Here is a 22986-nt window from a genome sequence, read left to right on the forward strand (position 1 = left end):
CAACCCTGGAGGGAAGGCCCGAAAGGCCTTGTAAGCTCGGCGATCATGGGTACCGACGGCGATTCGTTTCCGAACCTTCCGGCCACCAGCTGGGCCGTGCTGGGCATGCTGTCCTTCGGTGAGGAATTGACCGGCAACGAGCTGCGGAAGTGGGCCGACTGGAGCATCGGCTTCTTCTACTGGAGCCCCTCGGTCAGCCAGATCTACAGCGAACTCAAGAAGCTCGAAGACCTGTCGCTGGTGAGTTCCCGGGTTGTCGCGGACGCGGGGGTGCGCAATCGCCGGCGCTACCGCATCACCCCGGAGGGCGTGGCGGCACTGCGGAAGTGGTCGGCCGACGCCGAGGTGGAGACGCCGATGCTCAAACACGGTGTGATGCTTCGGCTTTGGATGGGACACCTGCACGAGCCGGATCAGCTGAAACGTATCGTGCGCGCCCACATCGAGAACCTGCGCGAGCGTGCGCGGCAGGCCGGCGGACACGCCGATCGGTCGGATCCGGAGCCGGGGTGGGCTTTCACCCAGATGAGCCTGCGGTGGTCGCAGCGCTACTTCGAAGCCGAGATCGAGCTCGCCGAACAGCTGCTGGCCGATATCGACGCCGCGGCGGAGCACTATCGCGCGGCGGTGGTCACCGACTCGGAGGGGATGCCGGTGCCGCGTCATCCGGGCAGCTGGCGTGACGTCGGTGATCAGGGTCCCGAACCGGGGAGTCGGCCCGACTAGACCGGCCGGGGTGGCTCAGCCCTCTGCGAGCACGGAGGGTGCGGTCGGCAACGCCCGCAGGATGTTTCGGCGCTGCAGGGTCGGGGTGACGAATCGGCCGATGTTGAGGCTGCGCACGATGGCGGCGGCGGTGAGCTGGACCGGCGTCGTCAGACGGCTGTCGAAACTCATGTGAGTGCGGGGACCGCAGATCGATACCGCGGTGTTGGCCTCGCCTACCTCTCCGATCGGAGCCGCGATGCATCCGAAGCCGCTCGGCGTTCCACTGCGCTCGACTGCGTATCCGAGTTCCCGGATCAGCTCGCCGCCGGGTTCGTCGTGATCCCGGTATGCCAGCAGCGCCTTGCCCAGGGCCGTGCGCGCGGCGGGCAGTCGGCCACCGATCCGCGTCGGCACCTGCGGCGCCAGCCGCCCGCCGATCTTGTCCAGGTACACCACGTCGTCGCCGTCGAGGACCGCGAGGTGCACCACCATTCCGGTGGCGCGATAGAGATGGTGCAGGTGTTCGCGGGCGGCCGCGTGCACCCGATCCTGATGGACGGCCAGCGAGCCGAGTTCGACCAGTCGGATGCCGAGGCTGTAGCTGCGGCCTTCGCGGTGCAGCCAGCGCAGGCGGACCAGGCGGTCGAGCATCCGATGCGCGGATGAGCTGGGAAGCCCGGTTCGGTTCACGATCTCCGTCAACCCGAGGCTCTCATGCCCGTCGAAGGCGTCGAGGACGAGAGTCATTCGGTCGAGGATGTTGCTGGGAGTGTTCACCTCGGCCGGAGGGATCTCCTGTGTCATGGTCATGCTGTGCTCCTCGCTGACGACGGCAACGCACTGACGTCGCTATTTCAATTTGAAAATAGTGGCACATCGACCTCGATTCGTGAAGTGGATCACGTAGGTTGCCTCGACCCGGGGCGCGGGCGGAAATTCTCGCCGCCCTTCCCGGTGGACGGGAATCGCCATCGGCGACCCCGTCTTCGATCCGCACATAATCGCCGCTGTCATCGACTGTGATGCACGTCATGCGAGGAGTCCGGTATGCCGGGGAACACTAGGCGCGGCCTCTCCTCGTCAGTAAGGAGAGTTCGGATCATGAAACTTGGCGGACATGCTCGCCACCGGCGCGCACTAGCCGGAATCAGCGCTTTGGCCCTGCTGGGGGCACTGGGGGTCACCGCGTGCAGCAGTGACAACGGATCGAACAACAGCGCGGTGGCAGGCGCGTCCACCACCGCGCTACCGGACAACCCCGCCGCCGGGGCACCGGTGAAGATCGGATTCATCTCCACCGAGGGCGGCGCCGTCGTCTCGATTCCGGAGATGCGCGAGGGTGCTCAGGCGGCGGCCGAGTACGTGAACAAGAACGGTGGCGGCCTCGCCGGTCATCCGATCGACCTCGTGGTCTGCAAACAGCAGGAGGAGCCGACCTCGGCGACCAAGTGTGCCAACGAATTGGTGGAGCAGAAGGTCGCGGCCGTGCTGTCACCGGGAACCTCGCAGGGGCCGGCGATCGTCCCGATCGTCGCCGGGGCGGCAATCCCGTACATCACCCTGAACGGCGTGTCGGCGGATGAGCTGACCTCACCGCAGTCCTCGTCGCTGTCGGCCGGTCTGCCCGGAACGCTGACCGCCATGGCTGCGGCGGCCAAGAAACAGAACATGAAGTCGTTCACGCTCTTCGCCAGTGACGGCGGAGGGATCGGCGCCATGATCAAGGCGATGGGGGCTCCGATCTTCCAGGGCTTCGGTGTTGCGTTCCAGGTCGTGCCGATCGCGCTGGGCGTACCGGACCCGACCCCGCTCGTCACCTCGGGCTTGTCGTCGAAGCCGGACGGGATCAGCGTCATGGCCGATGCCGGTACGTGCGCCTCGGTGTACAAGGCCGTATTGACCGCAGATCCGAATGTGCAGAAGGTCTACATCCCGACCTGTCTGGATCCCTCCGTCACGAACATCATCGGTATGGACGCGGTCAAGGGCAGCATCGGTATCACCGCGACCGACTACCTGTCGGACCGGCCGGATTCGGTGCTCTACCGCTCGGTGCTGCAGAAGTACGCCCCGGACGCGAATGTCACCGGCGCTGCGTCATCGGGCTACCAGCTCGTCATGGCTCTGGCGGGAGCCGCCAAGAACCTGCAGGGCCAAGCCGATGCGGCGGGGATCGCTCAGGTGCTGAAGGCCGCCAAGAACGTCGAGATGCCCGCCGGAGGCGGGGTCACCTTCACCTGCGACGGCACGGCCGTGCCGCAGATGCCCTCGATCTGCTCGCGTCAGATGCTGATCGGCACGCTCAACGACAAGGGCGTCCCCGTCAACCTCGAAGTGACCGGATAACCCAGGCGACAAGGAGATTCGACCAGAGAGACCGCCATGACAGACCATCTTTCCTACCTCGTACTCGGCCTCGGAAACGGGGCGGTGTACGCGGCGATCGGGCTCGCGCTCGTGATGACGTTCAAGAGCTCGGGTGTGGTGAACTTCGCGACCGGCACGGTCGCGCTGTACACCGCCTACACCTATGCCCTGCTCCGCAAGGGAGAGCTGCTGGTTCCGATACCGGGACTGCCCAAATCGATCCATCTCGGTGGGCCGCTGGGCCTCCTCCCGGCCATGGCGATCTCACTGGCCTTCGCCGCCGTCCTCGGAGTGCTCTGCTACGCGCTGGTGTTCCGCCCGATGCGCACAGCCTCAGTGGTGGCGAAGGCGGTCGCGTCGATCGGGTTGATGATCGTGATCCAGGCGATGATCGCTCAGCGGGTCGGCACCGGGCTGGTCGCGGTCCGGCCCATCTTCGCGCTCAACACCTTCCACATCGGAAGCCGGACCGTGCCCACCGACCGGATCTGGCTCGCGGTGTCGATCCTCGGCATCGCCATCGTCGCCACGGTCGTCTTCCGCTTCACCCGCTTCGGTGTCGCGACCGAAGCAGCAGCAGAGTCGGAGAAGGGCGCATACCTGACCGGGCTGTCACCGGACCGGATCGCCTTCAGCAACTGGGCGCTGTCCTCGGTGGTCGCGGGCCTGGGCGGCATCCTCATCGCGCCGCTGGTGGCGCTCAATCCCGTCGCCTACTCGATGTTCATCGTGCCCGCGCTGGCGGCCACCCTGGTCGGCAACTTCCGATCGATCTGGCTGACCGTCGCGGCGGGCATCGCGATCGGAGCACTGCAGGCCGAGGCCACGAACTTGCGCGGACTCTACAGCTGGATGCCGGATTCCGGTACCGCCGAAGGGATTTCGCTACTCCTCATTCTGGGCTTCCTGGTCGTGAAGGGACAGCCGTTGCCCGACCGCGGCAGCGTGGTGCGTAAATCGCTCGGCCGCGCACCGAGACCCGACCACATCGTGATTCCCGCGGGGCTCGCCCTGGTCGGGGCCGTGGTGGCGTTGACGGCGACCTCGGGCAGCTATCGTGCGGCCGTCGTCAGCAGCATCATCTTCGGGGTGCTGGCCCTGTCGCAGGTGGTGGTCACCGGGTACGCGGGCCAGATCTCGCTCGCCCAGCTCACCTTGGCAGGCGTCTCGGCGTACGCGTTGAGCGTAGTGAATCAGCATCTGGGAATAGGGTTTCCGTTCGCACCGATCCTGTCCGCGTTGTTCGCGACCATGGTGGGCGTGGTGGTCGGGGTGCCCGCGCTGCGGGTACGCGGCCTGCCGCTCACAGTGGTGACCCTGGCCCTGGCGATGTTCGTGGAGGCGTTCTGGTTCCGAAATCCCGGGCTCAATGGAGGCGTCGCCGGCGCGACGATCGATACGCCACGGCTGTTCGGAGTCGACCTCGGAATCGGTGTGGGACATGCGTATCCGCGGATCGCGTTCGGGCTGCTCTGTCTTCTCGTTCTCACCCTGGCCGGGCTGGCCGTGGCGTGGCTGCGGCGCAGCGGCCTCGGCACCGACATGCTCGCCGTCCGGGCCAATGAGCGGTCGGCGGCGGCCGCGGGAATCGATGTCGCGCGCACCAAGCTGATCACCTTCGCGATCGGCGCGTTCATCGCGGGACTGGCGGGCGCGCTGCTCGGATACCAGCAACGGCTGGCCACGCCGGAGCCGTTCACGGTCTTCGCGGGGATCGGATTGTTCGCGGTCATGTACATCGCGGGTGTCACCTCGATCACCGGCGCGATCCTCGCCGGTGTCATGGCTCCGGGCGGCGTGGTGTACCTGCTGGTCGATCGCTTCCTGCACATTGGTGACTACTACGCGGTACTCAGCGGCGTGTTGCTCATCGTCACCGTGATGACCAACCCGGACGGCATCGCCGACAAGTTGCCGCGCATCCGGTGGCCCGAACTCCGGCGCGCGGAACGCATCCCGCCCGGCGAGGCGGTGGTGGAAGCTCCGCCGCACCGCCACCCGGACACCCCGCTGCTGTCGGTCGAGGGAGTGAGCGTCTCCTACGGCGCGGTGGCCGCGGTATCGGATGTCACCTTCGAAGTGTTCCCCGGTGAGATCGTCGGTCTGATCGGGCCGAACGGTGCGGGCAAGACCACCCTGATCGACGCGGTCACCGGCTTCGCCTCGGCAGGCGGTGCGATCACCCTGAATGGTGCCGCGATCTCCGGAACCCCGCCGCATCGGCGCAGCCGATCGGGTCTGGGCCGCAGCTTCCAGGACGTGGAACTCTACGACGACCTCACCGTCGCGGAGAACGTCCAGGTCGGCGCCTCCAGGTCGCAGTCGAAACTGCCTGTTTCCCAGCGTGTTTCACGGGTCCTGTCGGTGCTGGGGCTGAGCGGTATGGCAGACGTCACCGCCGCCTCGCTGTCACAGGGGCAGCGACAGCTGGTCTCGATGGCGCGCGTGCTGGCGGCAGTGCCGACCGTGGCGCTTCTCGACGAACCGGCCGCCGGTCTCGACAGCAACGAAAGCCGTTGGCTCGGGCAGAGATTGCGCTCTGTTCGCGACGAGGGCACGGCCATCCTGCTGGTGGATCACGATATGGAGTTGGTGCTCACCATCTGTGACCGGGTGATCGTGCTCGACCTGGGCAGGGTCATCGCCAGCGGCCCACCGGAGTCGATCCGGACGCACCCGGAGGTATTGCGGGCCTACCTCGGCGGTCCCGCGAACGCGGCGGCCGACACTGCGGCCGACCCGCGGACCGGCGAACTCACCAGCCAGGAGGCATGAGCCATGACCGTCTTGGAATGTCGCGATCTCAGCGCGGGCTATCTGGAGCAGCGACCGTGCTTGCGCGGCGTGGATCTGAACCTGCACGCCGGAGAGATCACATGTCTGCTGGGGCCGAACGGCGCGGGCAAGACCACCCTGCTGACGACTCTGGCCGGACTACTGCCGCGGGCGGGTGGTGAAGTCCGCCTCGACGGGCGCGATCTCGTCGGCGGTAGTCCCCGGGTCGCCGTGCGCGCCGGGATGGTGCTGGTCCCTGATGACCGGGCGCTGTTCCGGCAGTTGAGTACTCGGCAGAATCTGCTGCTCGCGGTCACCGAGCGAGGTCGGCGAGGTTCCGCGGTCGCCGAGGTTCTCGAGTACTTTCCGGCGTTGGAGAAGCGGCTGTCGGTCGACGCCGGTCGATTATCCGGCGGCGAACAGCAGATGTTGGCCATCGGACGCGCGATCCTGCAGCGGCCCAAGGTATTGCTCATCGACGAGCTGAGCATGGGTCTCGCCCCGGTTATCGTGGCCGAGATCCTCGCGGTGCTGCGCACTCTCGCCGACGCGGGCATGAGCGTGCTGTTGGTCGAACAGCACGTGCAGCTGGCATTGGGTGTCGCCGACCATGGCACGATTCTTGTGCACGGGACGGTCGCCGATTCCGATACGGCGGCCGTGCTGCGGGAAGATCCGCAACGGATCGAGCGGGCGTACCTCGGAGCGGTCGCCGAGGAAGCGGCCGAATCCGTGTCCTGAACGCTAACGACATTGCCGCCCAACATATATCGGGCGACGTTGTGAATCCGTCGTAGACAGCCCTCGATCCTGTGGCCGGGATCGAGGGCCTTGGCATGGTCACGGCAGCTCGGCGCCGCGCCGATTCGACGTCCCGGGAGCGATTACGACGTGGTCGGCGGAACGCCCTCATGGAGCTCTCCCGCTCAATGGGAGAGCGTCGGCTGACGCGGATCGCGGAAACCTATCGTCCTGACATGCCATGCACCTGTGACGCAGTTCACCGCCGTGAACTCGGTGCACCGGACCTGGCAAGCCATCGCCGTCGCATCCGCCGGTAGCCGTGGCAGGTGTGTGCCGCGGCATCGAAATCGCCACGGTCACACCGACTTTCCGTCCCTATCACCGTTGCTGGAGGGCCCATCATGACCAATCCCGTCGACATCGTCGCCACGGCCGTGGCCGCGGCCAAAGCCCCGACCCACGAGGCTCGCAGGATCTCGACCGGATATTCCTGGCCGGAGTGCCCGCGATGGCACGAGGGCACCTTCTGGTTCTCGGACATGTACACCGGAACGCTGAAGACTCTGGACGCGGACGGCAACGCCACCGTCGTCATCGACGCCAACGCCCGGGCCGCCGACACCGACGTCCCGATCGTGCTGGGCGGATTCGGCTGGCTGCCCGATGGTCGGCTGATCGTGGTATCGATGCACGAGAAGCTGGTGCTGATCCACGGCGGAGCGGGACCCGAGGACCTGTCGGTGTACGCCGACATCTCTGCGCACTGCCCCGCAGCCGCCAATGACATGGTGGTCGATGCCGACGGCCGTGCCTACATCACACAGCTCGGTTTCGACCTGTTCAAGGGCGAGGAACCCACGCCGTCACCGTTGATCGTGGTGGAGCCGGACGGCACCGTCGGGACCCCGGAGAAGGTCGGTCCGCTGCTGTGCGCCAACGGAATCGCCATCAGCGCCGACGGCACCCGGGTCTACACCGCCGAGGTGATGGCATACAAGATCACCGTGATGGATCGCGCCGCCGACGGCGCGCTGTCCAATCCTCGGCAATTCGCCGCCTGCCCCTTCATGCCGGACGGGATCGGCCTCGACGCCGAAGGTGGCGTGTGGGCGGCCCTGCCGGGCGGCGGCTTTGTCGTGCGCTTCACCGAGGAGGGCATCACCGACGCGGTTCCGCTGCCCCTGGAGAACGGCATTGCCTCCGCCTGCCTGCTCGGCGGCGACGACCGCAGCACCCTCTACCTGACCGCCGGCTTCGAGGTCTTCGACTTCGAGAAGTCCGCCCGGGAAGCGCTTGGCGGCATCTGGGTGGCGGATGTGCCGCAGCACGGCGGCGACACCCGCCCCTGACCCGCCCACCGAATTCACAGAGCTCGAGGAAAAGACAATGGCAACACTGGATTTCAGCGACCGCATCGTTATCGTGACCGGCGCGGGCCGGGGCATCGGCCGGGCGTACGCGCTGCTGCTCGCCGCTCGTGGCGCCTCGGTCGTGGTCGGCGATCTCGGCGCACGCATCGACGGTTCCGGCGTGGACGGTGACGATCCCGCCGCGCAGGTGGTCGCCGAGATCACCGCCGCCGGTGGCAAAGCGGTCGCCTGCGCCGCCGACGTCGCCACCGAGGACGGCGCTCGCGCCCTCGTCGAGACGGCGGTCTCCCACTACGGAGGGCTGACCAGCGTGGTGAACAACGCCGGCATCGTGCGCACCGCGCCGTTCGACGAGGTGCCCGACGAGGAGTACCAACGCCATCTCGATGTGCACTACTTCGGCACGTTGCGTGTGTGTCGGGCGGCGTGGCCGCACCTGACGAAGGCCGAAGCGCCGAGCATCGTCAACACCATTTCCCAAGCGATGCTGGGCAATCCGGGAATGTCGCACTACGGCGGTTCCAAGGGCGCGGTATTCGGCCTGACCCGCAACCTCGCACTCGAAGGTCTGGCGAAGGGGATCAAGGTGAACGCGGTTGCTCCCGGCGCGGGCACCCGGATGGCCGAAGCCGCAGCCGACACGCTGTCCCCGGAGATCATGGAGTACATGCGCACCTCGCTGCTGCCCGAGCACATCGCTCCGGTGGTGGCCTATCTGCTGCACCCCAGCAGCAACATCAACGGTGAGGTGTTCAATGTGGCCGGCGGCATCGTGAACCGGCTGGCGCTGGTCAACACCGTGGGCATCCACGATCCCGGCCTGACCGTCGAAACCGTCGCTGAACGGATCGACGAGATCGTGGCGATCACCCCCGACGCCACGCCGCAGGTCGTCGCTCCGGCGCAGATGCCGGTCTCCTGATCCGCCCCCGCACTCCTGACTGGATTCCGCTGATGAGTACAACCGATACGGTCACGCCGACCGACTACCCCTTCGAACCGGTGCCGCCGCAGGACGCGGTCGCCCGGTATCGGGCCATCGCCGCCGAGCGGCCGATGACGAAGATGACCATGCCCTACGGTGGCGACGTCTGGGTCATTCACCGCAATGCCGCCGCTCGCCAGATGCTGAGCGACGGGCGTTTCGTCCGGGAACCGTTCCGTACCGGCGAGCGCGTGGTGCCCTACTTCGTCGAATTCCCCGACTTCCTCAGGACCACACTGCAATTCGAGGATCCTCCGCACCACACCAAGCTGCGCAAACTCGTCCAGCGCTCCATTTCGCCCAAACGGGTGAAGGCGATGCGGGATTCGGCGATCGAGTTCGCCAACCATCTCATCGACGAGATGGTCGCCAAGGGCGCACCGACGAACCTGGTGCACGACTACGCGGTCGCGCTGCCGATCCAGATGCTGGCCAACCTGCTCGGTGTGCCGCCGGAGGACCGGGCGAAGTTCCAGAAATGGAGTTCCGCGACGCTCGCGGTGGCGAACATGCCCCAAGAGGAAGCCGTCGCCAACATGACCGAACTGGTCGTGTACATGATGGCGCTGATCGAGGAACGCCGGAAGAACCCGCGCGAGGATCTGCTCAGCGATCTGGCCAATGCCCGCGACAAGGACGACAGCCTCACCGACGGTGAGATCCTTCCGATCGCGCTGGTACTGATCATCGGCGGCTTCGACAACACGGCCAACTTCATATGCGCCGGCGTCCTCTCGCTGTTGCGAAATCCCGACCAGCTCGAGCTATTCCTGCGGGATCCGGACGCCATCGCGCCCACCGCGGTCGAGGAGGTCCTTCGCCACGGTCGAATGGCGTTGGGCAACAAGGTCGCCGGTGGCGGCGGGATGGTGCCGTTCGTAGCGACCGAGGACGTGGAGATCGACGGTCAGGTGATCGCGCGCGGCGAGGCCGTGCTGTTCGACCCCGCGGCGGTGGCACACGACGGGGTGGCCCTCGACCGTGACGACGCGTTCGACATCACGCGCAGCAACAATCCGCATCTGACTCTGAGCTACGGACTGCACCACTGCCTCGGCGCGCCGCTGGCGCGGATGGAGATGCAGGTCGGGCTCGCGGAGCTGTTCAAGCGGCTACCCGGGTTGGCCCTCGACGGCGAGGCGGTCGTCGACATGGACAACCTCACCCAGCCGATCGTCGACCTACCGGTGACCTGGTAGGAGCGTATCGATGCCCAAAGTGTTCTACACCCAGCCCGACGGCGCGGTGCGGGTCGTCGACGGCGCCGCAGGCGATTCGGTCATGTCCACGGCAGTCAAGAACGGCGTGAACGGCATCGTCGGCCAGTGCGGCGGGACCTTGTCGTGCGCGACGTGCCACGTGTATCTCGAGCCCGCGGAACTGCGGTACTTCCCGGAGCCCTCCGAGGACGAGGACGAGATGCTCGACTGCACGGCCTCCGATCGCGAGGACAATTCCCGGCTGTCGTGCCAGCTGACACTGTCGGACGGACTCGACCTGCACGTCATCATCCCCGACGAGCAGGTCTGAACGATGGGCGCATCCAAAGACGAGCCGGGAGTGTCGGTGCGGCCGCGCAGCATCGTGGTGGTCGGCGCCTCCCACGCCGGAGTACAGCTCGCCGATCGCCTGCGTGGCGGCGGCTACACCGGCGAGCTCACGCTGATCTCGCACGAACCGCACCTGCCGTATCAGCGCCCGCCGCTGTCGAAGGCGTGGCTCGAGGGCAAGGCCACCAGTGAATCGGTGCTGCTGCGGGAACCGGATCATTACCGGGACAACAAGATAGAGCTGATCACCGGGGCTCGGGTCGAGTACGTCGAGCGGATACCGCACGGTGTCGCCATGCGATTCCGCCGCGAGGGCAACGCGGTGATCCGGGGATTCGATCGATTGGTGCTGGCCACCGGGGCACGGCCGAGGCGGCTGCGGCTGCCCGGCGCCGATCATCGCGATGTGCTCGTGCTGCGTGATCTGGACGATGCCCGATCACTCGCCGCACGGGTGCCCGCCGGGCCCGTTGTCGTCATCGGTGGCGGGTTCGTCGGTCTGGAGGTCGCCGCCACCGCGCGCGCCCTCGGCGCCGAGGTGACCGTGATCGAGGCGGGGGAGCGGCTGCTGGCCCGGGCGGTGGGTGCGGACACGGCCGCCACCCTGCTCGCCGCCCATCGGGCGATGGCGACCGACGTCGTGCTCGGGGACCTTCCGGTCTCGATCACGCACCGCGACAACCGTGTTCACGCGGTGCGACTCGAGAGCGGCCGGGAGATCCCGGCCGCGACGGTGGTGGTGGGCATCGGCGCGGAGGCGCGCACCGAGCTCGCCGAACAACTCGGTTTGGAACGCGACGGCGGGATCGTGGTCGACGAACAGTGTCTGGCCTCCGACGGCTGGACGCTCGCCATCGGCGACTGTGCGACGCACGTGTCCGGGTCCGGTGTCCGCTACCGGCTCGAATCGGTGGACAACGCGATCGAGCAGGCGAACAAGGCCGCCGCGGTGCTGCTGGGCGAGCCTTCCCCGCAGCCGGCTGCCCCGTGGTTCTGGTCGGATCAAGGCGATCAGAAGCTGCAGATCGTCGGCCTGATCGGCGGGCACACGTCCATGCTGGTCCGGGTGGATCCACAACGGCCGCAGCGTCGGGTGGCCCTGTACTTCGCCGACGACGCCCTCGTCGCCGCCGAATGCCTGAATTCGCCCGCGGATTTCGTGGTTCTGCGGGCAGCGCTGAGCCGTGGCCATCAACCCGGCCCGGCGGCGCTGGCCGACGCCACGGTTCCGCTGAAGAAGCTGCTGGCTCCGGTGCGGAGCTAGCAACCGTTTCGAAAGCAGTGAAGGCGGGCCGATGGCCCGCCTTCACTGTTTTCCAACACCATCGGTCGCCGATCAGCGCCCCATTCGGAAGCGTGCGGAAACCACCGCACCCACTTCCGCGATCGCCGCCCGACCACGGGCAACCGAGGGAGCCTGCATGGCGAAGCCGTGGCCCACACCCGGATAGCGCATCTGCACCGTCGGCACGCCGGCCTCGCGTAGGCGATCGCCGTATGCCTCGACACTGTCGCGGATCGGGTCGGCGTAGCCGACGGCGATGACAGCCGGGGGCAGGTCGGCCAGGGAATCCGCAAGTGCCGGAACACCATACGCGTTGTCGGCTGCCGGATCCGGGCCCAGATAGAGGCTCTTCATCCAGTCGATGTCCTCAGCGGTGAGGAACGGCGAGCCGCCGAATTCGCGCATGGAGGGCCGGTCGGTGCGGCGTTCGACGCCGGGATAGAACAGCACCTGCTGGGCGATGGCCGGGCCGCTCTCGTCACGGCTGCGCAAGGCGGTCGCCGCTGCCAGCCCGCCTCCCGCGCTGTCGCCGCCGACCCCGATCCGGGCCGGGTCGACGCCCCAGTCCGCGGTGGTGTCGACTACCCACCGCAACGCGGCGTAGGCCTCGTCGTTGGCCACCGGGAAGCGGTGTTCGGGCGCGAGACGGTAGTCGACATTGAACAACACCGCCCCGGTCGCATCGGCGACATCGCGAGCGAGCCGGTCGAAGGACTGCAGTGTGCCCATGATCATCCCGCCGCCGTGATACCAAACCAGCGCGGGCGCTTCGGTTTCCGGGGCGGTCAGGGGATGGTAGACGCGGACCGGAACGGCGCCGTGCGGTCCGTCGAAGGAGGTGTCGCGCACGGTACGCATCTGCGGACCCGGCGGGCGAACAATGGATTCCAGGGCGCTGCGTGCAGCCTCGACGCCGATGGCGTGCATGGGGCCGGACGTGCCCGCCCGCACCCTGTCCACGATGACGGCGACGTCGGGATCCCACGCGAAGCGGTAAGACTGATATCCGGTCGATGCGGTCACGGTTCACTCCTCGGAACGGCGGGATCGGCTGCGGAACGCGTGGCGCGCAACATCATCCCGGTACTGGTCTCCCCACCGCGCCGGTGCTCGTTCATCAATTCGACGAGCCGCGCGTTGTCGTGGCGGGTCAACGCTTCGATCATCTGGTCGTGTTCGGCCACGACGCGAGCGCGCGCGGCCGGGTCGTACAGGTAGGCGGCGTGATAGGGCATCGCCAACGTCCACAGGCGGCGGATCTCGGCGACTACCAGATTCAGCGGGGATCGTTCGAAGATCGCGAAATGGAAGGCGTGGTTCTGTAGTCGCATCGCGAGTACATCGCCCTGCTGGGCGGCTTCGACCACCAGTTCGGCGGCGCGGGCGACCTCGGCGAGGACCTCGGCGGGAAACGCCGGAAGCGACAGCAGCACCTCGCGTTCCAGGACGGCTCGCATCAGGTAGATCTGGTCGAAGTCCGACTGCTGCAGCCGCGCCACCGTGTAGCCCACATTGTGTTCGTGCTCCACCAGGCCTTCCGCGGCCAGATGGCGCAGGGCCTCACGGATCGGCAGCCGACTGACCCCGAGGCGTTCGGCCATCAGCACCTGACGGATCGGCTGACCGGGCAACAATTCGCCGGTCACGATCATCCGTTCCAGTTCCGCGACCACCCGCACGGCGGCCTGGCCGACTCCGCGGCCTGGATCCGTCTGCGTGACACTTTCGATTGGGCTGCTCACGGGTCTCCGAAGATACCAGCCGAACGCAAGTCGGCGATCCGCTCGGCGGGGTATCCCATCGCCGCCAGCACCACGGTGGTGTCGGCGCCGCGTGGCACCGCGGGGCGCGGCCGCCGGGAGGGCGAGCGGCTCAGTGAGATCGGCACCCCGACGCCGCGATAGTCCGGTTTCTCGATGAACAGGTCGCGATGGCGTGCCTGCGGGGACCGCAGGGCTTCGTCGACGGTATGCACCGCGCTGGCCGCGACACCGGCCGCTTCCAGGCGGGTGGCCAGGTCGGCCCGGGTCCAGGTGGCGATCCGCTCGCCGAGCAGCGCGACAAGGTCCTCCCGGTGGGCGTATCGCTGCGCGTTGGACGCGAAGCGCGGGTCGTCGGCGAGCTCGGGGACCCCGAGAGTCTGTGTCAGCGAACGGAATTGACGATCATTGGCCGCACTGACGAAGAAGTCGCCGTCGGCGGCGCGGAAGACCTGGTAGGGGACCACGGTCGGATGGAAATCGCCCGTTCGCTGGGGGACTGTGCCGTTGGCGATCCAGTTGGCCGCGTGCGGATGCAGGACGGAGATGACCGCGTCCAGCAGCGTCATGTCGACCAGCTGCCCTTCTCCGCTGCGGTCGCGCTCCAGCAGTGCGAGCAGGATGCCGTTGACGGCCAGGTTGGCGGTGACGATATCGACGATCGGCACGCCCACACGCAGTGGGTTGCCGTCGGGGTAGCCGTTGATGCTCATCAGGCCGCCGAAGGATTGCAGCACCGCGTCGTAGCCGGGCAGACCGCCCATCGGGCCGTCGACTCCGAATCCGGTGATGCGGCAATAGATCAGCTTCGGGTGCCGCTGGGTGAGCACCGTCTCGAAATCGAATCCCCAGCGGGCCATCGTGCCCGCCTTGAAGTTCTCGATGACCACATCGGCGCCGTCGAGGAGGTGGCCGAGGATCTCGCGTCCCTCGGGAGCGCGCAGATCCAGGCAGATGTTGTCCTTGCTGTGGTTGAGGCTGCCGTAATAGGCGCTACTGGTGCCGGAATCCACGAAAGGCGGTCCCCACCCTCGGGTTTCGTCGCCCGCGGGTGCCTCCACCTTGATCACCTCGGCGCCCTGGTCAGCCAGCATCTGAGCGGTGTACGGGCCGGCCAGCACGCGGCTCAGGTCCAGCACGCGCAGGCCGGTCAGCACTCCGTTGCCGGTGGCGGTGTCCGCGGCGCGCCAGGCCGCGCGCCCGTCGACGCGCACCTCGTCGCCGGTCTCGGCGGGGACGGGCGAGATGGTGCTCATAGTGAATTTCCTTCTGCGACAGTGTGTTCGACGGGACTTTCGGCGCCGACGACGACATCCCACAGGTCGGCTCCCTCGTCGAGGATCTGACCGGCAAGCACACCGGACCAGTACTCCTCGGATCCGTGGCGCTCTCGCCAACCCCACAGGGCGGTGGTGAATCGTCCCAGGCTGTGCTCGGCGGTGAATCCGATCGCCCCGTGGATCTGATGCGCGGCGGCGGCGACCTCGCGAGCCGATACCGAGGTCACCACCTTCGCGGCGGCGATCGCCGCTCGGCGTTGTAGAGAGGCGCCGTCAACAGTCTCGGCAGCGGCAGCGGCTGCGGCGCCCATCAGCGCGGCGCGAGCGGAGAGACCAGCGAGACGTTGCTGGATGGCCTGGAATTTGGCCAGCGGACGGCCGAACTGGATGCGTTCGGCGGCGTAGCGCAGGGTGCGGTCGCGCACGGCGCCGGCGGTCGCCGCCATCGCCACCGCATAGGCCAGAGCGCCGCGTTCTTCGAGTTCTGCTGCACCGAACGGTGATTCGACGTACAGCTCCACGGGCGTCGAGTCGAACCGGTAGTCGTCGAGTGCCGCGCCGAGCAGATCGGTTCCAGGTTGCACGTGGACCCCTGCGGCGTCGGTGGCGACGATCGCGATCGATGCGCGCTCGCCCGCGGCCGTGGGCTCGAACAGTACGACGAGGCGGGCGGCGTCGCGCCCGTGCACGACGCCGGTGACGACGCCGTCGAGCACGAGGACGCCGTCGACTTCGCGTACGCCGCAACGCTTATCGGCGATCGCCACGGTGCTGGGTCCCGTCGGTGCGGTGCCGGCGCAGTCGGCCAGCAGCGGTCCGGCCAATACAGTGTGCTCGATCAGCATGGTGTTCGATCCCCGTTCGGCGGCGGCGTGCACCACCGACAGGGCATCGGCTGTCGTGCCGCCGCTGCCGCCCCGTGCTTCGGGGATGCCTATCTCGGTGAATCCGGCCTCGGCCAGCGCGTCCCACACTGCCTGATCGAGGCCGACAGCCGGAGTGGCCGTGTCGATTCCGACGCGATCGATCATCTCGGTCACGACCGTGACCAGTTCGGCATTCGGATGAGTCATCGCAGTCCCATTCCACGCGCGACGATTCCGCGCAAGATCTCGTTCGTTCCGCCGCGCAGGGTGAACGCGGGGATGTGCAGGACGGCGGCGGCCAGCAATCGGGCGAACGGGTCGCCGCCGTCGCGGCGGGGCTGCACGTCGGCGCAGGCGCGAATCGCCTCCACCACATCGCCTTCGAAGGTCGAGCCGAGATCCTTGACGATCGCCGCGAGCACATCGGGTCTACGGCCCGCGGTCAGTTCGGCGGTGACGGCCAGCGACATCCTCCGCAATGCCCATGCCTGCGCGGTGAGTTCACCGAGAACAGTGCGCTGACGCGGAGTGGCTCCGGCATGGCGCAAGTTCTCCGCCCAGGCCCGCAGCAGCGGCATCGTCGACAGATAGCGCTCGGGCCCAGAGCGTTCGTAGGCGAGTTCGCTCATCACCTGTGCCCACCCCGCACCACGGCGTCCGAGCAGGGCGTCCGCGCTGACGCGGGCGTCGTGGAAGACGACCTCGTTGAAATGACGGCCGCCGTCGATGCTGCGTAGCGGGCGCACCTCGATATCGGGGTGGTCGAGATCGACCAGGAATTGCGACAGACCGGTGTGACGGTCGCCGGGGCTGCCGTCGGTGCGGGCCAGCAGCACCATCGCGTGCGCGACGTGCGCGCCGGTGGTCCACACCTTGGTCCCGCTGATCGTCCACGATCCGTCGGCGTCGGCGACCGCTCTCGTTCGCACCGCGGCCAGATCCGATCCTGCATCGGGTTCGCTCATGCCGATCGCGAAGAACAGTTCACCCGCGGCGATGCCGGGCAGATAGCGTCGTTTCTGCTCCTCGGTGCCATTGGCGAGGATGCCCGGCGCCATCTGCCGGTCCGCGATCCAGTGCGCGGCGACCGGTGCGCCGTGGGCCAGCAGCTCCTCGGTGACGACGAAACGTTCGAGCAGCGAGCGTCCCTGCCCGCCATAGCGTTCGGGCATCGTCATACCGAGCCATCCGCGCCGCCCCAGCTCGGCGCTGAAAGTGGGGTCGAATCCGCTCATCCAGTTGTCGGGCGCCGGGGTGAAGGAGCCTTTGTCGATTTCCGAGCGGAGAAACGCCCGGATTTCCCCGCGCAGCCGGTCGATTCCCGATGTCGCTTCGGAAGTGCCTGGCACGGTTGAGATTTCGCTCATCGGCCCGGACCCCGCGACGACCACGACGCCTGTCCCTTGCGCGACATCGACCACATCTGCACTCCGCGTTCGATCTCGAGCGCCGAGGCCCAGCTCACCGCCGGCGGGCCGAGCTCGAGGCGGGCGCTGCTCATGATGCGGCGGGTGAGTTCGGGGTCGGCGGCGGCGGGCTTGGTGAGCTCAGCGATACGGGCATCGAGTTCGGGCTCCTCGGCCGCCAGTTGGGCCAGCCCTCGCGCGACGGCTTCGGAGCCGGTGAGCGACTGCCCGCAGGCTGCGAGCGCAATGGTTCCCGACCAGCCGACCGCACGGCCGAGCAACGCGAGATGCCCACCGCCGGGATGGATTCCGCGAGCGAGGAAGCCGCTGTCCAGGTGCGCTTCCGGCGTGACGGCCATGAGATCGGTGGCCAGGGCGAGGTTGAGCCCGGCGCCGACCGCCCCGCCGACGACCCGGGAGATGGTGGGAACCGGCAGCGAACCCACCCGGACAAACGCGCCGTACACCGCGGAGGTGCGGCGCACGGCTTCCGGTGAGGCCGGATCGGCCGAGGATGCCGCCAGATCCCTGGTGTCAGCGCCACTGCAGAAGTACTCGCCGACCGAGCGCACCACCACGGCCCCGATACCGGAATCGGTTTCAACGCGAGTGCAGAACTCGTCGATGAGCGCGGCCATCTCCAGATTGATCGCATTCTTGCGCCGCGGATTGTTGAGGGTCAGCTGGGCGACCCCGTCGGCGAACTCGGTAAGGACCGGCGGTTCGGACGGGGCGTCGACGGGTGTGTCGGTCGTCATGAGCGCCACCGTAGCAGATTGGATCCAAAATAAAATCCAATAATGATTGACAATGTGGACCGCGCTCGGCGAGTCTGCCAAGGACGGGACGCCATCCCCGGTAGTGATGGCGGAATCGACGAAAGGTGAACTCTCGTGTTCGAGTTGGATGGGCGAATCGCCCTGGTCAGCGGTGCGGGGCAGAGCGTGGGGGAGGGAATCGCCACCGTGCTCGCTCGGCAGGGGGCGACCGTCATCGTCAACGATCTGCACGCCGATCGTGCGGAGCGGGTGGCGGCGGCCATTGCAGACGAGGGCAACAGGGCGATCGTCCGGGCATTCGACGTCACCGACTACGCGGCGACCGTGGAGGCCGTGCGCTCGGCCGAAGCCGAGCTGGGCGGGCACGTCGACATCCTGGTCAACAATGCGGGGGTCGCCGAGGACCGGGTTGCGAAGCCGTTTCGGGAACTGGCTCCGGAGCAGTGGCCGCCGTCCATCGATCTCAACATCTACGGCGCGATGAACTGCATCAAAGCGGTGATCGACGGGATGTGTGACGCCGGTTGGGGTCGCGTCGTGCAGATCTCGTCGGGTAGCGCCCGCACCGGGCAGAACATCAACGTGTCGATGTACGCGACCGGCAAGAGCGGCATCGAAGGCTTCATCCGGCACCTGGCCGCCGAGACGGGTCAGTACGGCGTCACCGCCAATATTGTCGCGCTCGGCCTGCAGGCCAATCTCGTCGAGAAGATGCCACCGGAGCAGATCGAGCGACTCATCGCCGGAATTCCGATCGGCCGCCTCGGTGACCCCATCGAAGTCGGGGCATTCTGCGCCTATCTCGCCTCGAGCGAGGCCGGGGGAATGACCGGGCAGACGCTGGACTTCAACGGCGGATCGCAGACACGATGAGCACGTCGCCGATCACGTTGTCGCTCACCGCTTTACGGGTCTCCAACCTGGCCGTGGCCACCGCTTTCTATACCGAGGGCTGTGGATTCGCCGAGGAACGGGCATTCTCCACCGACGCATTCGACGTCGTGATCCTCCGGGCCGGCACCGCGGGCATCGAACTGCTCGCGCCACGAGCGGGCCAGAGCGCACCGGACCACGGAAACATGCTGGTGAAATTGGTGCTCAACACTTCCGACGTCGCGGGCTTGCTGGCCCGCGCGTGCGCCAACGGCGGCGTCGAGGAGATGCCCGCGACGGTGCTCACCCAGCACGCAGGCCGCACCATCGGCGCAGTCCGCGATCCCGACGGGTACCTGATCGAGGTCGTCGGCCCACCCGCCGAACCTGTGTAGCAACGCTGCCATTGAGCGGGAGGGCCGGGTTCGGAGGGGACATCCGGCCCTTACTGTGACGCCGTTCACGCCCGGACCAGAGAATGGAGTGAGTCGGCGATGACCTGGGATAGTGCGTACGACGTCGTAGTGGTGGGCTCGGGTGGGGCCGCCCTCGCGGGAGCCCTTGCGGCCACCCACCGCGGCCTGTCGACCTGTGTGATCGAGAAGACCGACCGCTTCGGCGGGACATCCGCGTATTCCGGTGGCAGCGTGTGGCTTCCGGGCAACCATGTGCTCGCCCGGCAGGGCGTCGACGATTCCGTCGAGCAGGGACTGACCTACTTCTCGGCCCTCGTCGGCGACCGCACCAGCTCCGAGCTGCAGCGCGCCTACCTGGAGACCGGGCCGATCGTGGCTGAATTCTTGGAGAACACGGCAGGCATCCCGCTCGAGCACCGGCCCTTCCCGGACTACTACGACGCCCCGGGCCGAAGTGCGAACGGGCGCAGCATCTTCGCGCGGTCGATCGAGGCCGCGGAGGTCGGCGACCGGCTCGACGATATCCGGCCGATGGTGCCGGCCGACCAGTTTGCGGTGGAGATGGACCGGTCGGTGCTCGACGGCGGCCAAGCCTGGATCGCTCGCATGGTCCTCGCACTCGACGCGTCGGGTGTGGCCGACTTGAAGCTGTCGACCCGTGTCACCGAACTGGCACAGGACGACCAGGGGCGGGTGACCGGTGTCGTCGTCACCGGGCTCGACGGCACCCGATCCCGCATCCAGGCGCGCGGGGGAGTCCTGCTCGCCGCGGGCGGATTCGAGCGTTCGCCGGAGCTGCGCGCCAAGTGGCAGGACATGCCGACCGATTGGAGCTCCTCACACCCGGACACCGGCTCCGGCGATGCTCTCGCGCTGGCCGAATCTGTCGGCGCCGCAGTCGATCTGATGGATCAGTCGTGGTGGTGCCCGGCCACGCTGTTTCCCAACGGGCATGCCGCGTTCACGCTCGGTGTGCGGGCCGGAATCATTGTCGACGCCACCGGCCAGCGCTTCGCCAACGAGATGCTGCCCTACGACCGGATGGGCCGGGCCATGCGTGAGCAGATGCTCCTCGGCCACGGCGACTCCTTCTGGTTCATCTTCGACGATCAGCCCGGCGACATGCTGCCCGCCATCTGCGTGCCGGCGCCCAGCCGCGAGGAGCTCTCCACCGCCGGGCTGTGGCACACGGCCGACGACATTGCCACGCTCGCCGACGCGATCGGTGTGGACGCGGAGCGGTTGACCGCATCGGTGCTGCGTTTCAACGAATCTGCCGAGAAGGGGAAGGACGAGGATTTCGGTCGCGGCGAAGACCCGTTCGGCCGGTTCTTCGTCGGTGCGACATCGCCCGAGCCATGCCTGCGCCCATTGCGCGGTTCCGGCTTCCACGCCGTACGACTCGTCCTCGGCGACCTCGGCACCAAGGGCGGCGCAGTCATCGATCGCGACGGCGCCGTCGAACGACCCGACGGATCGGTGATCGCGGGGCTCTACGCCGCGGGCAACTCCTCGGCCTCGGTTGCCGGACCGGTCTACCCGGGCCCGGGCGTTCCGCTCGGATCCGGAATGGTCATTGCCTACCGCGCCGCCGCGGCCATGGCCGAGCGGATCGCCACCGCCTCGGCGGCTTCCTGAATCTGGACCCGGGCCGCGATGTGCGGCCCGGGCTCTGTGGGATCTAGTGGGACGCCAAGTCGGCCGCTACGCAGCGATCCCAGATTTCACGGGCGGCCACCCGTACCGGCCCCACCAGCTTGCGGTAGTCCAGTGCGGTGACCGGCGCGCAGACCGAGATGCCGGCGCAGTTGCCGTAGATGTGCGTTGGCGGGCCGATAGATACTCCGACACAACCGATTCCGGCGAAGCACTCACCGTGATCGAACGCGGCGCCGCGGTCGCGAACGTTCGCGAGATCCTCCTCGAGCCTGGCGTCGGAGGCGATGCTCTGTGTGGTGCGCTGGACCAGCTCGCCGCCGCTGGTGTGCTGGAGTCCACGCACCACGTCAGGATTCGTGGTCGTCTGCATCCATGCCAGCTGTGCCTTTCCGACGGCCGTCAGGTGCGCGGGCACCCGCTGTCCGACGGCGGTCGGCGTCGGCCCGGACGCGCGGCCGTTGAACTTGGCCAGGTATACGGTGTCGCTGTGGTCCACGACCACACCCAACTGGATGGTGAGGCCGGTTTGCTGCGCGAAGGCCTGCATCACCGGGCGCGCGCCCTGAAGCAGCCGATTCTGGTTCAGCGCGGCCTGGCCCATTTCGTAGGCCTTCACCCCGAGCTCATAGGTCTGCTCGGGTGAGCGTGCGAGCCAACCGGCGGCGGTCAGCTGTTCGAGCAGTCGATGCGCCGACGACCGAGGAAGGCCGGTCCGGGCGGTCACCTGCGCCAGGGTCAGAGGGCCCACGCCGTTGAATGTTTCGAGCACGAGGGATATCCGCTCGACGACCGAGACCGGCACCCCGGCAGTATTTGTTGTTCTCACCAGACCTCCCGCCAGGCACCACGTCACTGTGATCCAAGCCACGGTACTACCACGTGCTTGCGTATTTCAAACAGCCTTGTCGCAGGCGGAGGGCATTTCATCGCGACGGTGAACCCTCCATCGCCGAACCCTCCCGATGAACGGAATGCCACCCCGCCGAGCGTGCCGCCGCACCGTACCCTCCCGGGGTCTCGCCGCTGATCAGGGCGAAGTCGAATCACAACCAGGAGTGCGGATGTCGACGCAAACGAGTGCAGAACCGGACGGCCGCACGGCGGCGACCTCGCCGAATTCCCGTATCGTCCGGGTCCGGATAGCGGAGGTGATCGAGGAGACCGCCGATGCGCGGTCGTTCGTCGTCGAAGCTGTCGACAAGACGGTAACCCCCGACTACCGGCCGGGGCAATTTCTCACCGTCCGGGTGCCGGATATCGGATCGGGATCGGCGCGCTGCTATTCGCTGTCGAGTTCGCCGCATATCGATGCGGCCATGAAGTTCACCGTCAAACGGGTAGAGGGCGGGCACGGATCCAACTGGCTGTGCGAAACCGTCCACGTCGGTGACGAATTGGACGTCTTGCCGCCCGCCGGGGCCTTCGTGCCCGCTTCCCTCGACGAGTCTGTCGTGCTGGTGGCCGGTGGCAGCGGAATCACGCCGATGATGTCGATCGCGAAATCGATTCTGTTCGCCGGCACGGGCGACGTCGTGCTGATCTACGCGAATCGCGACCAGGATTCGGTCATCTTCGCCGCTGGGCTGCGTGAGCTGGAAAGCCGCTTCGCCGAACGGTTTTCGGTGATCCACGTGCTGGAGTCGGTACAGGGGTATCCCACCCGGCGGTCGCTGTCGATGCTGCTGCGCCCACTGTGCGGGCGCAGCGCCTACCTGTGCGGGCCGACTCCGCTGATGGACCTCGCCGCCGAAGTGTGCGCGGAGGTCGGATTCTCGCCCGCGCGAGTGCATGCGGAGCGGTTCCTGTCTTTGCAGAGCGATCCGTTCGCCGCGCAGCCGGATCAGGAGACGGAGGCGGGCGAGGTCGTCTGCCGGGTACGGGTGTCCCTCGACGGCGCCGAGCGAGAGGTGCCGTGGACCGCGGGGCGCACTCTGCTCGACGCACTGCTCGCGGCCGGAGTCGATGCGCCCTACTCGTGCCGGGAGGGCGCGTGCAGCGCCTGCGTCTGTTCGCTCACGCAAGGGCGAGTCGACTTGGTGCGCAACGAAATTCTGACCGAGGACGATCTTGCCGAGGGTTACATTCTGGCCTGTCAGGCCCAGCCCGTCAGCGATGAGATCTCGATCGAATACTGATCCAGCGGCAAGGTCGGCGCGATATCGG

The 22986-nt window shown here is 67.5% G+C and carries 21 protein-coding genes; 13 read left to right on the top strand and 8 right to left on the bottom strand.

The window, feature by feature from the left end:
- Positions 1 to 45 precede the first annotated feature (45 nt).
- Entirely contained in the window at positions 46 to 726 is a 681-nt protein-coding gene (locus ACWEQQ_RS05950; RefSeq protein WP_452340356.1) for a helix-turn-helix transcriptional regulator, read from the top strand.
- Between the two features lie 15 nt (positions 727 to 741).
- Here the strand turns inward: ACWEQQ_RS05950 and ACWEQQ_RS05955 are convergent, their stop codons facing one another.
- Positions 742 to 1518 (bottom strand): IclR family transcriptional regulator, encoded by a 777-nt coding sequence (locus ACWEQQ_RS05955; protein WP_452340355.1) that lies wholly within the window; start codon positions 1516 to 1518, stop codon positions 742 to 744.
- Between the two features lie 291 nt (positions 1519 to 1809).
- Between ACWEQQ_RS05955 and ACWEQQ_RS05960 the strand changes: the two genes are divergently transcribed.
- From ACWEQQ_RS05960 to ACWEQQ_RS05995, 8 genes are all read left to right on the top strand, one after another.
- Entirely contained in the window at positions 1810 to 3054 is a 1245-nt protein-coding gene (locus ACWEQQ_RS05960; RefSeq protein WP_452347368.1) for an ABC transporter substrate-binding protein, read from the top strand.
- A 36-nt stretch (positions 3055 to 3090) separates the two neighbouring features.
- Positions 3091 to 5850, top strand: coding sequence for an ABC transporter permease subunit (locus ACWEQQ_RS05965; RefSeq protein WP_452347369.1), 2760 nt, complete (start codon positions 3091 to 3093; stop codon positions 5848 to 5850).
- Positions 5851 to 5853: 3 nt separating this feature from the next.
- On the top strand, positions 5854 to 6591 hold the full coding sequence (locus ACWEQQ_RS05970; RefSeq protein WP_452347370.1) for an ABC transporter ATP-binding protein: 738 nt from the start codon (positions 5854 to 5856) through the stop codon (positions 6589 to 6591).
- A gap of 404 nt (positions 6592 to 6995) precedes the next feature.
- A complete protein-coding gene (locus ACWEQQ_RS05975; protein WP_452347371.1) occupies positions 6996 to 7943 on the top strand; it encodes an SMP-30/gluconolactonase/LRE family protein in 948 nt (315 codons plus the stop codon).
- 37 nt (positions 7944 to 7980) lie between these two features.
- Positions 7981 to 8886, top strand: coding sequence for an SDR family NAD(P)-dependent oxidoreductase (locus ACWEQQ_RS05980; RefSeq protein ID WP_452347372.1), 906 nt, complete (start codon positions 7981 to 7983; stop codon positions 8884 to 8886).
- 32 nt (positions 8887 to 8918) lie between these two features.
- Entirely contained in the window at positions 8919 to 10148 is a 1230-nt protein-coding gene (locus tag ACWEQQ_RS05985) for a cytochrome P450 (RefSeq protein WP_452347373.1), read from the top strand.
- 10 nt (positions 10149 to 10158) lie between these two features.
- Complete coding sequence (locus ACWEQQ_RS05990) at positions 10159 to 10479, top strand: 2Fe-2S iron-sulfur cluster-binding protein (RefSeq protein ID WP_452340348.1); 321 nt, start codon at positions 10159 to 10161, stop codon at positions 10477 to 10479.
- Positions 10480 to 10482: 3 nt separating this feature from the next.
- Positions 10483 to 11763 carry an NAD(P)/FAD-dependent oxidoreductase gene (locus ACWEQQ_RS05995; RefSeq protein WP_452347374.1) on the top strand — a complete coding sequence of 427 codons (1281 nt, stop codon included), beginning with the start codon at positions 10483 to 10485 and terminating at the stop codon, positions 11761 to 11763.
- Between the two features lie 72 nt (positions 11764 to 11835).
- On the opposite strand, the gene ACWEQQ_RS06000 is transcribed toward ACWEQQ_RS05995, so the two are convergent.
- From ACWEQQ_RS06000 to ACWEQQ_RS06025, 6 genes are read right to left on the bottom strand one after another with little or no spacing between them, the layout of a single operon-like run.
- Positions 11836 to 12807, bottom strand: a complete 972-nt coding sequence (locus tag ACWEQQ_RS06000) for an alpha/beta hydrolase (protein ID WP_452347375.1) — start codon at positions 12805 to 12807, stop codon at positions 11836 to 11838.
- On the bottom strand, positions 12804 to 13526 hold the full coding sequence (locus tag ACWEQQ_RS06005) for a GntR family transcriptional regulator (protein ID WP_452347376.1): 723 nt from the start codon (positions 13524 to 13526) through the stop codon (positions 12804 to 12806). The genes ACWEQQ_RS06000 and ACWEQQ_RS06005 overlap by 4 nt, the downstream gene beginning before the upstream one ends.
- A complete protein-coding gene (locus ACWEQQ_RS06010; protein ID WP_452347377.1) occupies positions 13523 to 14800 on the bottom strand; it encodes a CaiB/BaiF CoA transferase family protein in 1278 nt (425 codons plus the stop codon). The genes ACWEQQ_RS06005 and ACWEQQ_RS06010 overlap by 4 nt, the downstream gene beginning before the upstream one ends.
- Positions 14797 to 15897, bottom strand: coding sequence for an acyl-CoA dehydrogenase family protein (locus ACWEQQ_RS06015; protein ID WP_452347378.1), 1101 nt, complete (start codon positions 15895 to 15897; stop codon positions 14797 to 14799). The genes ACWEQQ_RS06010 and ACWEQQ_RS06015 overlap by 4 nt, the downstream gene beginning before the upstream one ends.
- Positions 15894 to 17057: an acyl-CoA dehydrogenase family protein gene (locus ACWEQQ_RS06020; protein WP_452347379.1), complete on the bottom strand. Its 1164-nt coding sequence runs from the start codon at positions 17055 to 17057 to the stop codon at positions 15894 to 15896. The genes ACWEQQ_RS06015 and ACWEQQ_RS06020 overlap by 4 nt, the downstream gene beginning before the upstream one ends.
- Positions 17054 to 17854: an enoyl-CoA hydratase-related protein gene (locus tag ACWEQQ_RS06025; RefSeq protein WP_452340341.1), complete on the bottom strand. Its 801-nt coding sequence runs from the start codon at positions 17852 to 17854 to the stop codon at positions 17054 to 17056. The genes ACWEQQ_RS06020 and ACWEQQ_RS06025 overlap by 4 nt, the downstream gene beginning before the upstream one ends.
- A 135-nt stretch (positions 17855 to 17989) precedes the next feature.
- On the opposite strand from ACWEQQ_RS06025, the gene ACWEQQ_RS06030 reads away from it, so the two are divergent.
- The 3 genes from ACWEQQ_RS06030 (at position 17990) to ACWEQQ_RS06040 (ending at position 20802) form a co-directional block, all read left to right on the top strand.
- The gene (locus ACWEQQ_RS06030) at positions 17990 to 18748 is read left to right on the top strand and encodes an SDR family NAD(P)-dependent oxidoreductase (protein WP_452347380.1); all 759 of its coding nucleotides are present in this window, start codon (positions 17990 to 17992) and stop codon (positions 18746 to 18748) included.
- On the top strand, positions 18745 to 19143 hold the full coding sequence (locus ACWEQQ_RS06035) for a VOC family protein (protein ID WP_452347381.1): 399 nt from the start codon (positions 18745 to 18747) through the stop codon (positions 19141 to 19143). Before ACWEQQ_RS06030 ends, ACWEQQ_RS06035 begins: the two co-directional genes overlap by 4 nt.
- Before the next feature lie 99 nt (positions 19144 to 19242).
- Entirely contained in the window at positions 19243 to 20802 is a 1560-nt protein-coding gene (locus tag ACWEQQ_RS06040) for an FAD-dependent oxidoreductase (RefSeq protein WP_452347382.1), read from the top strand.
- A 43-nt stretch (positions 20803 to 20845) separates the two neighbouring features.
- On the opposite strand, the gene ACWEQQ_RS06045 is transcribed toward ACWEQQ_RS06040, so the two are convergent.
- Positions 20846 to 21649: an IclR family transcriptional regulator gene (locus tag ACWEQQ_RS06045; protein WP_452340337.1), complete on the bottom strand. Its 804-nt coding sequence runs from the start codon at positions 21647 to 21649 to the stop codon at positions 20846 to 20848.
- Between the two features lie 235 nt (positions 21650 to 21884).
- Between ACWEQQ_RS06045 and ACWEQQ_RS06050 the strand changes: the two genes are divergently transcribed.
- Positions 21885 to 22958, top strand: a complete 1074-nt coding sequence (locus ACWEQQ_RS06050) for a 2Fe-2S iron-sulfur cluster-binding protein (RefSeq protein WP_452347383.1) — start codon at positions 21885 to 21887, stop codon at positions 22956 to 22958.
- Positions 22959 to 22986 lie beyond the last annotated feature (28 nt).

The sequence above is a fragment of the Nocardia sp. NPDC004123 genome (assembly GCF_053603795.1).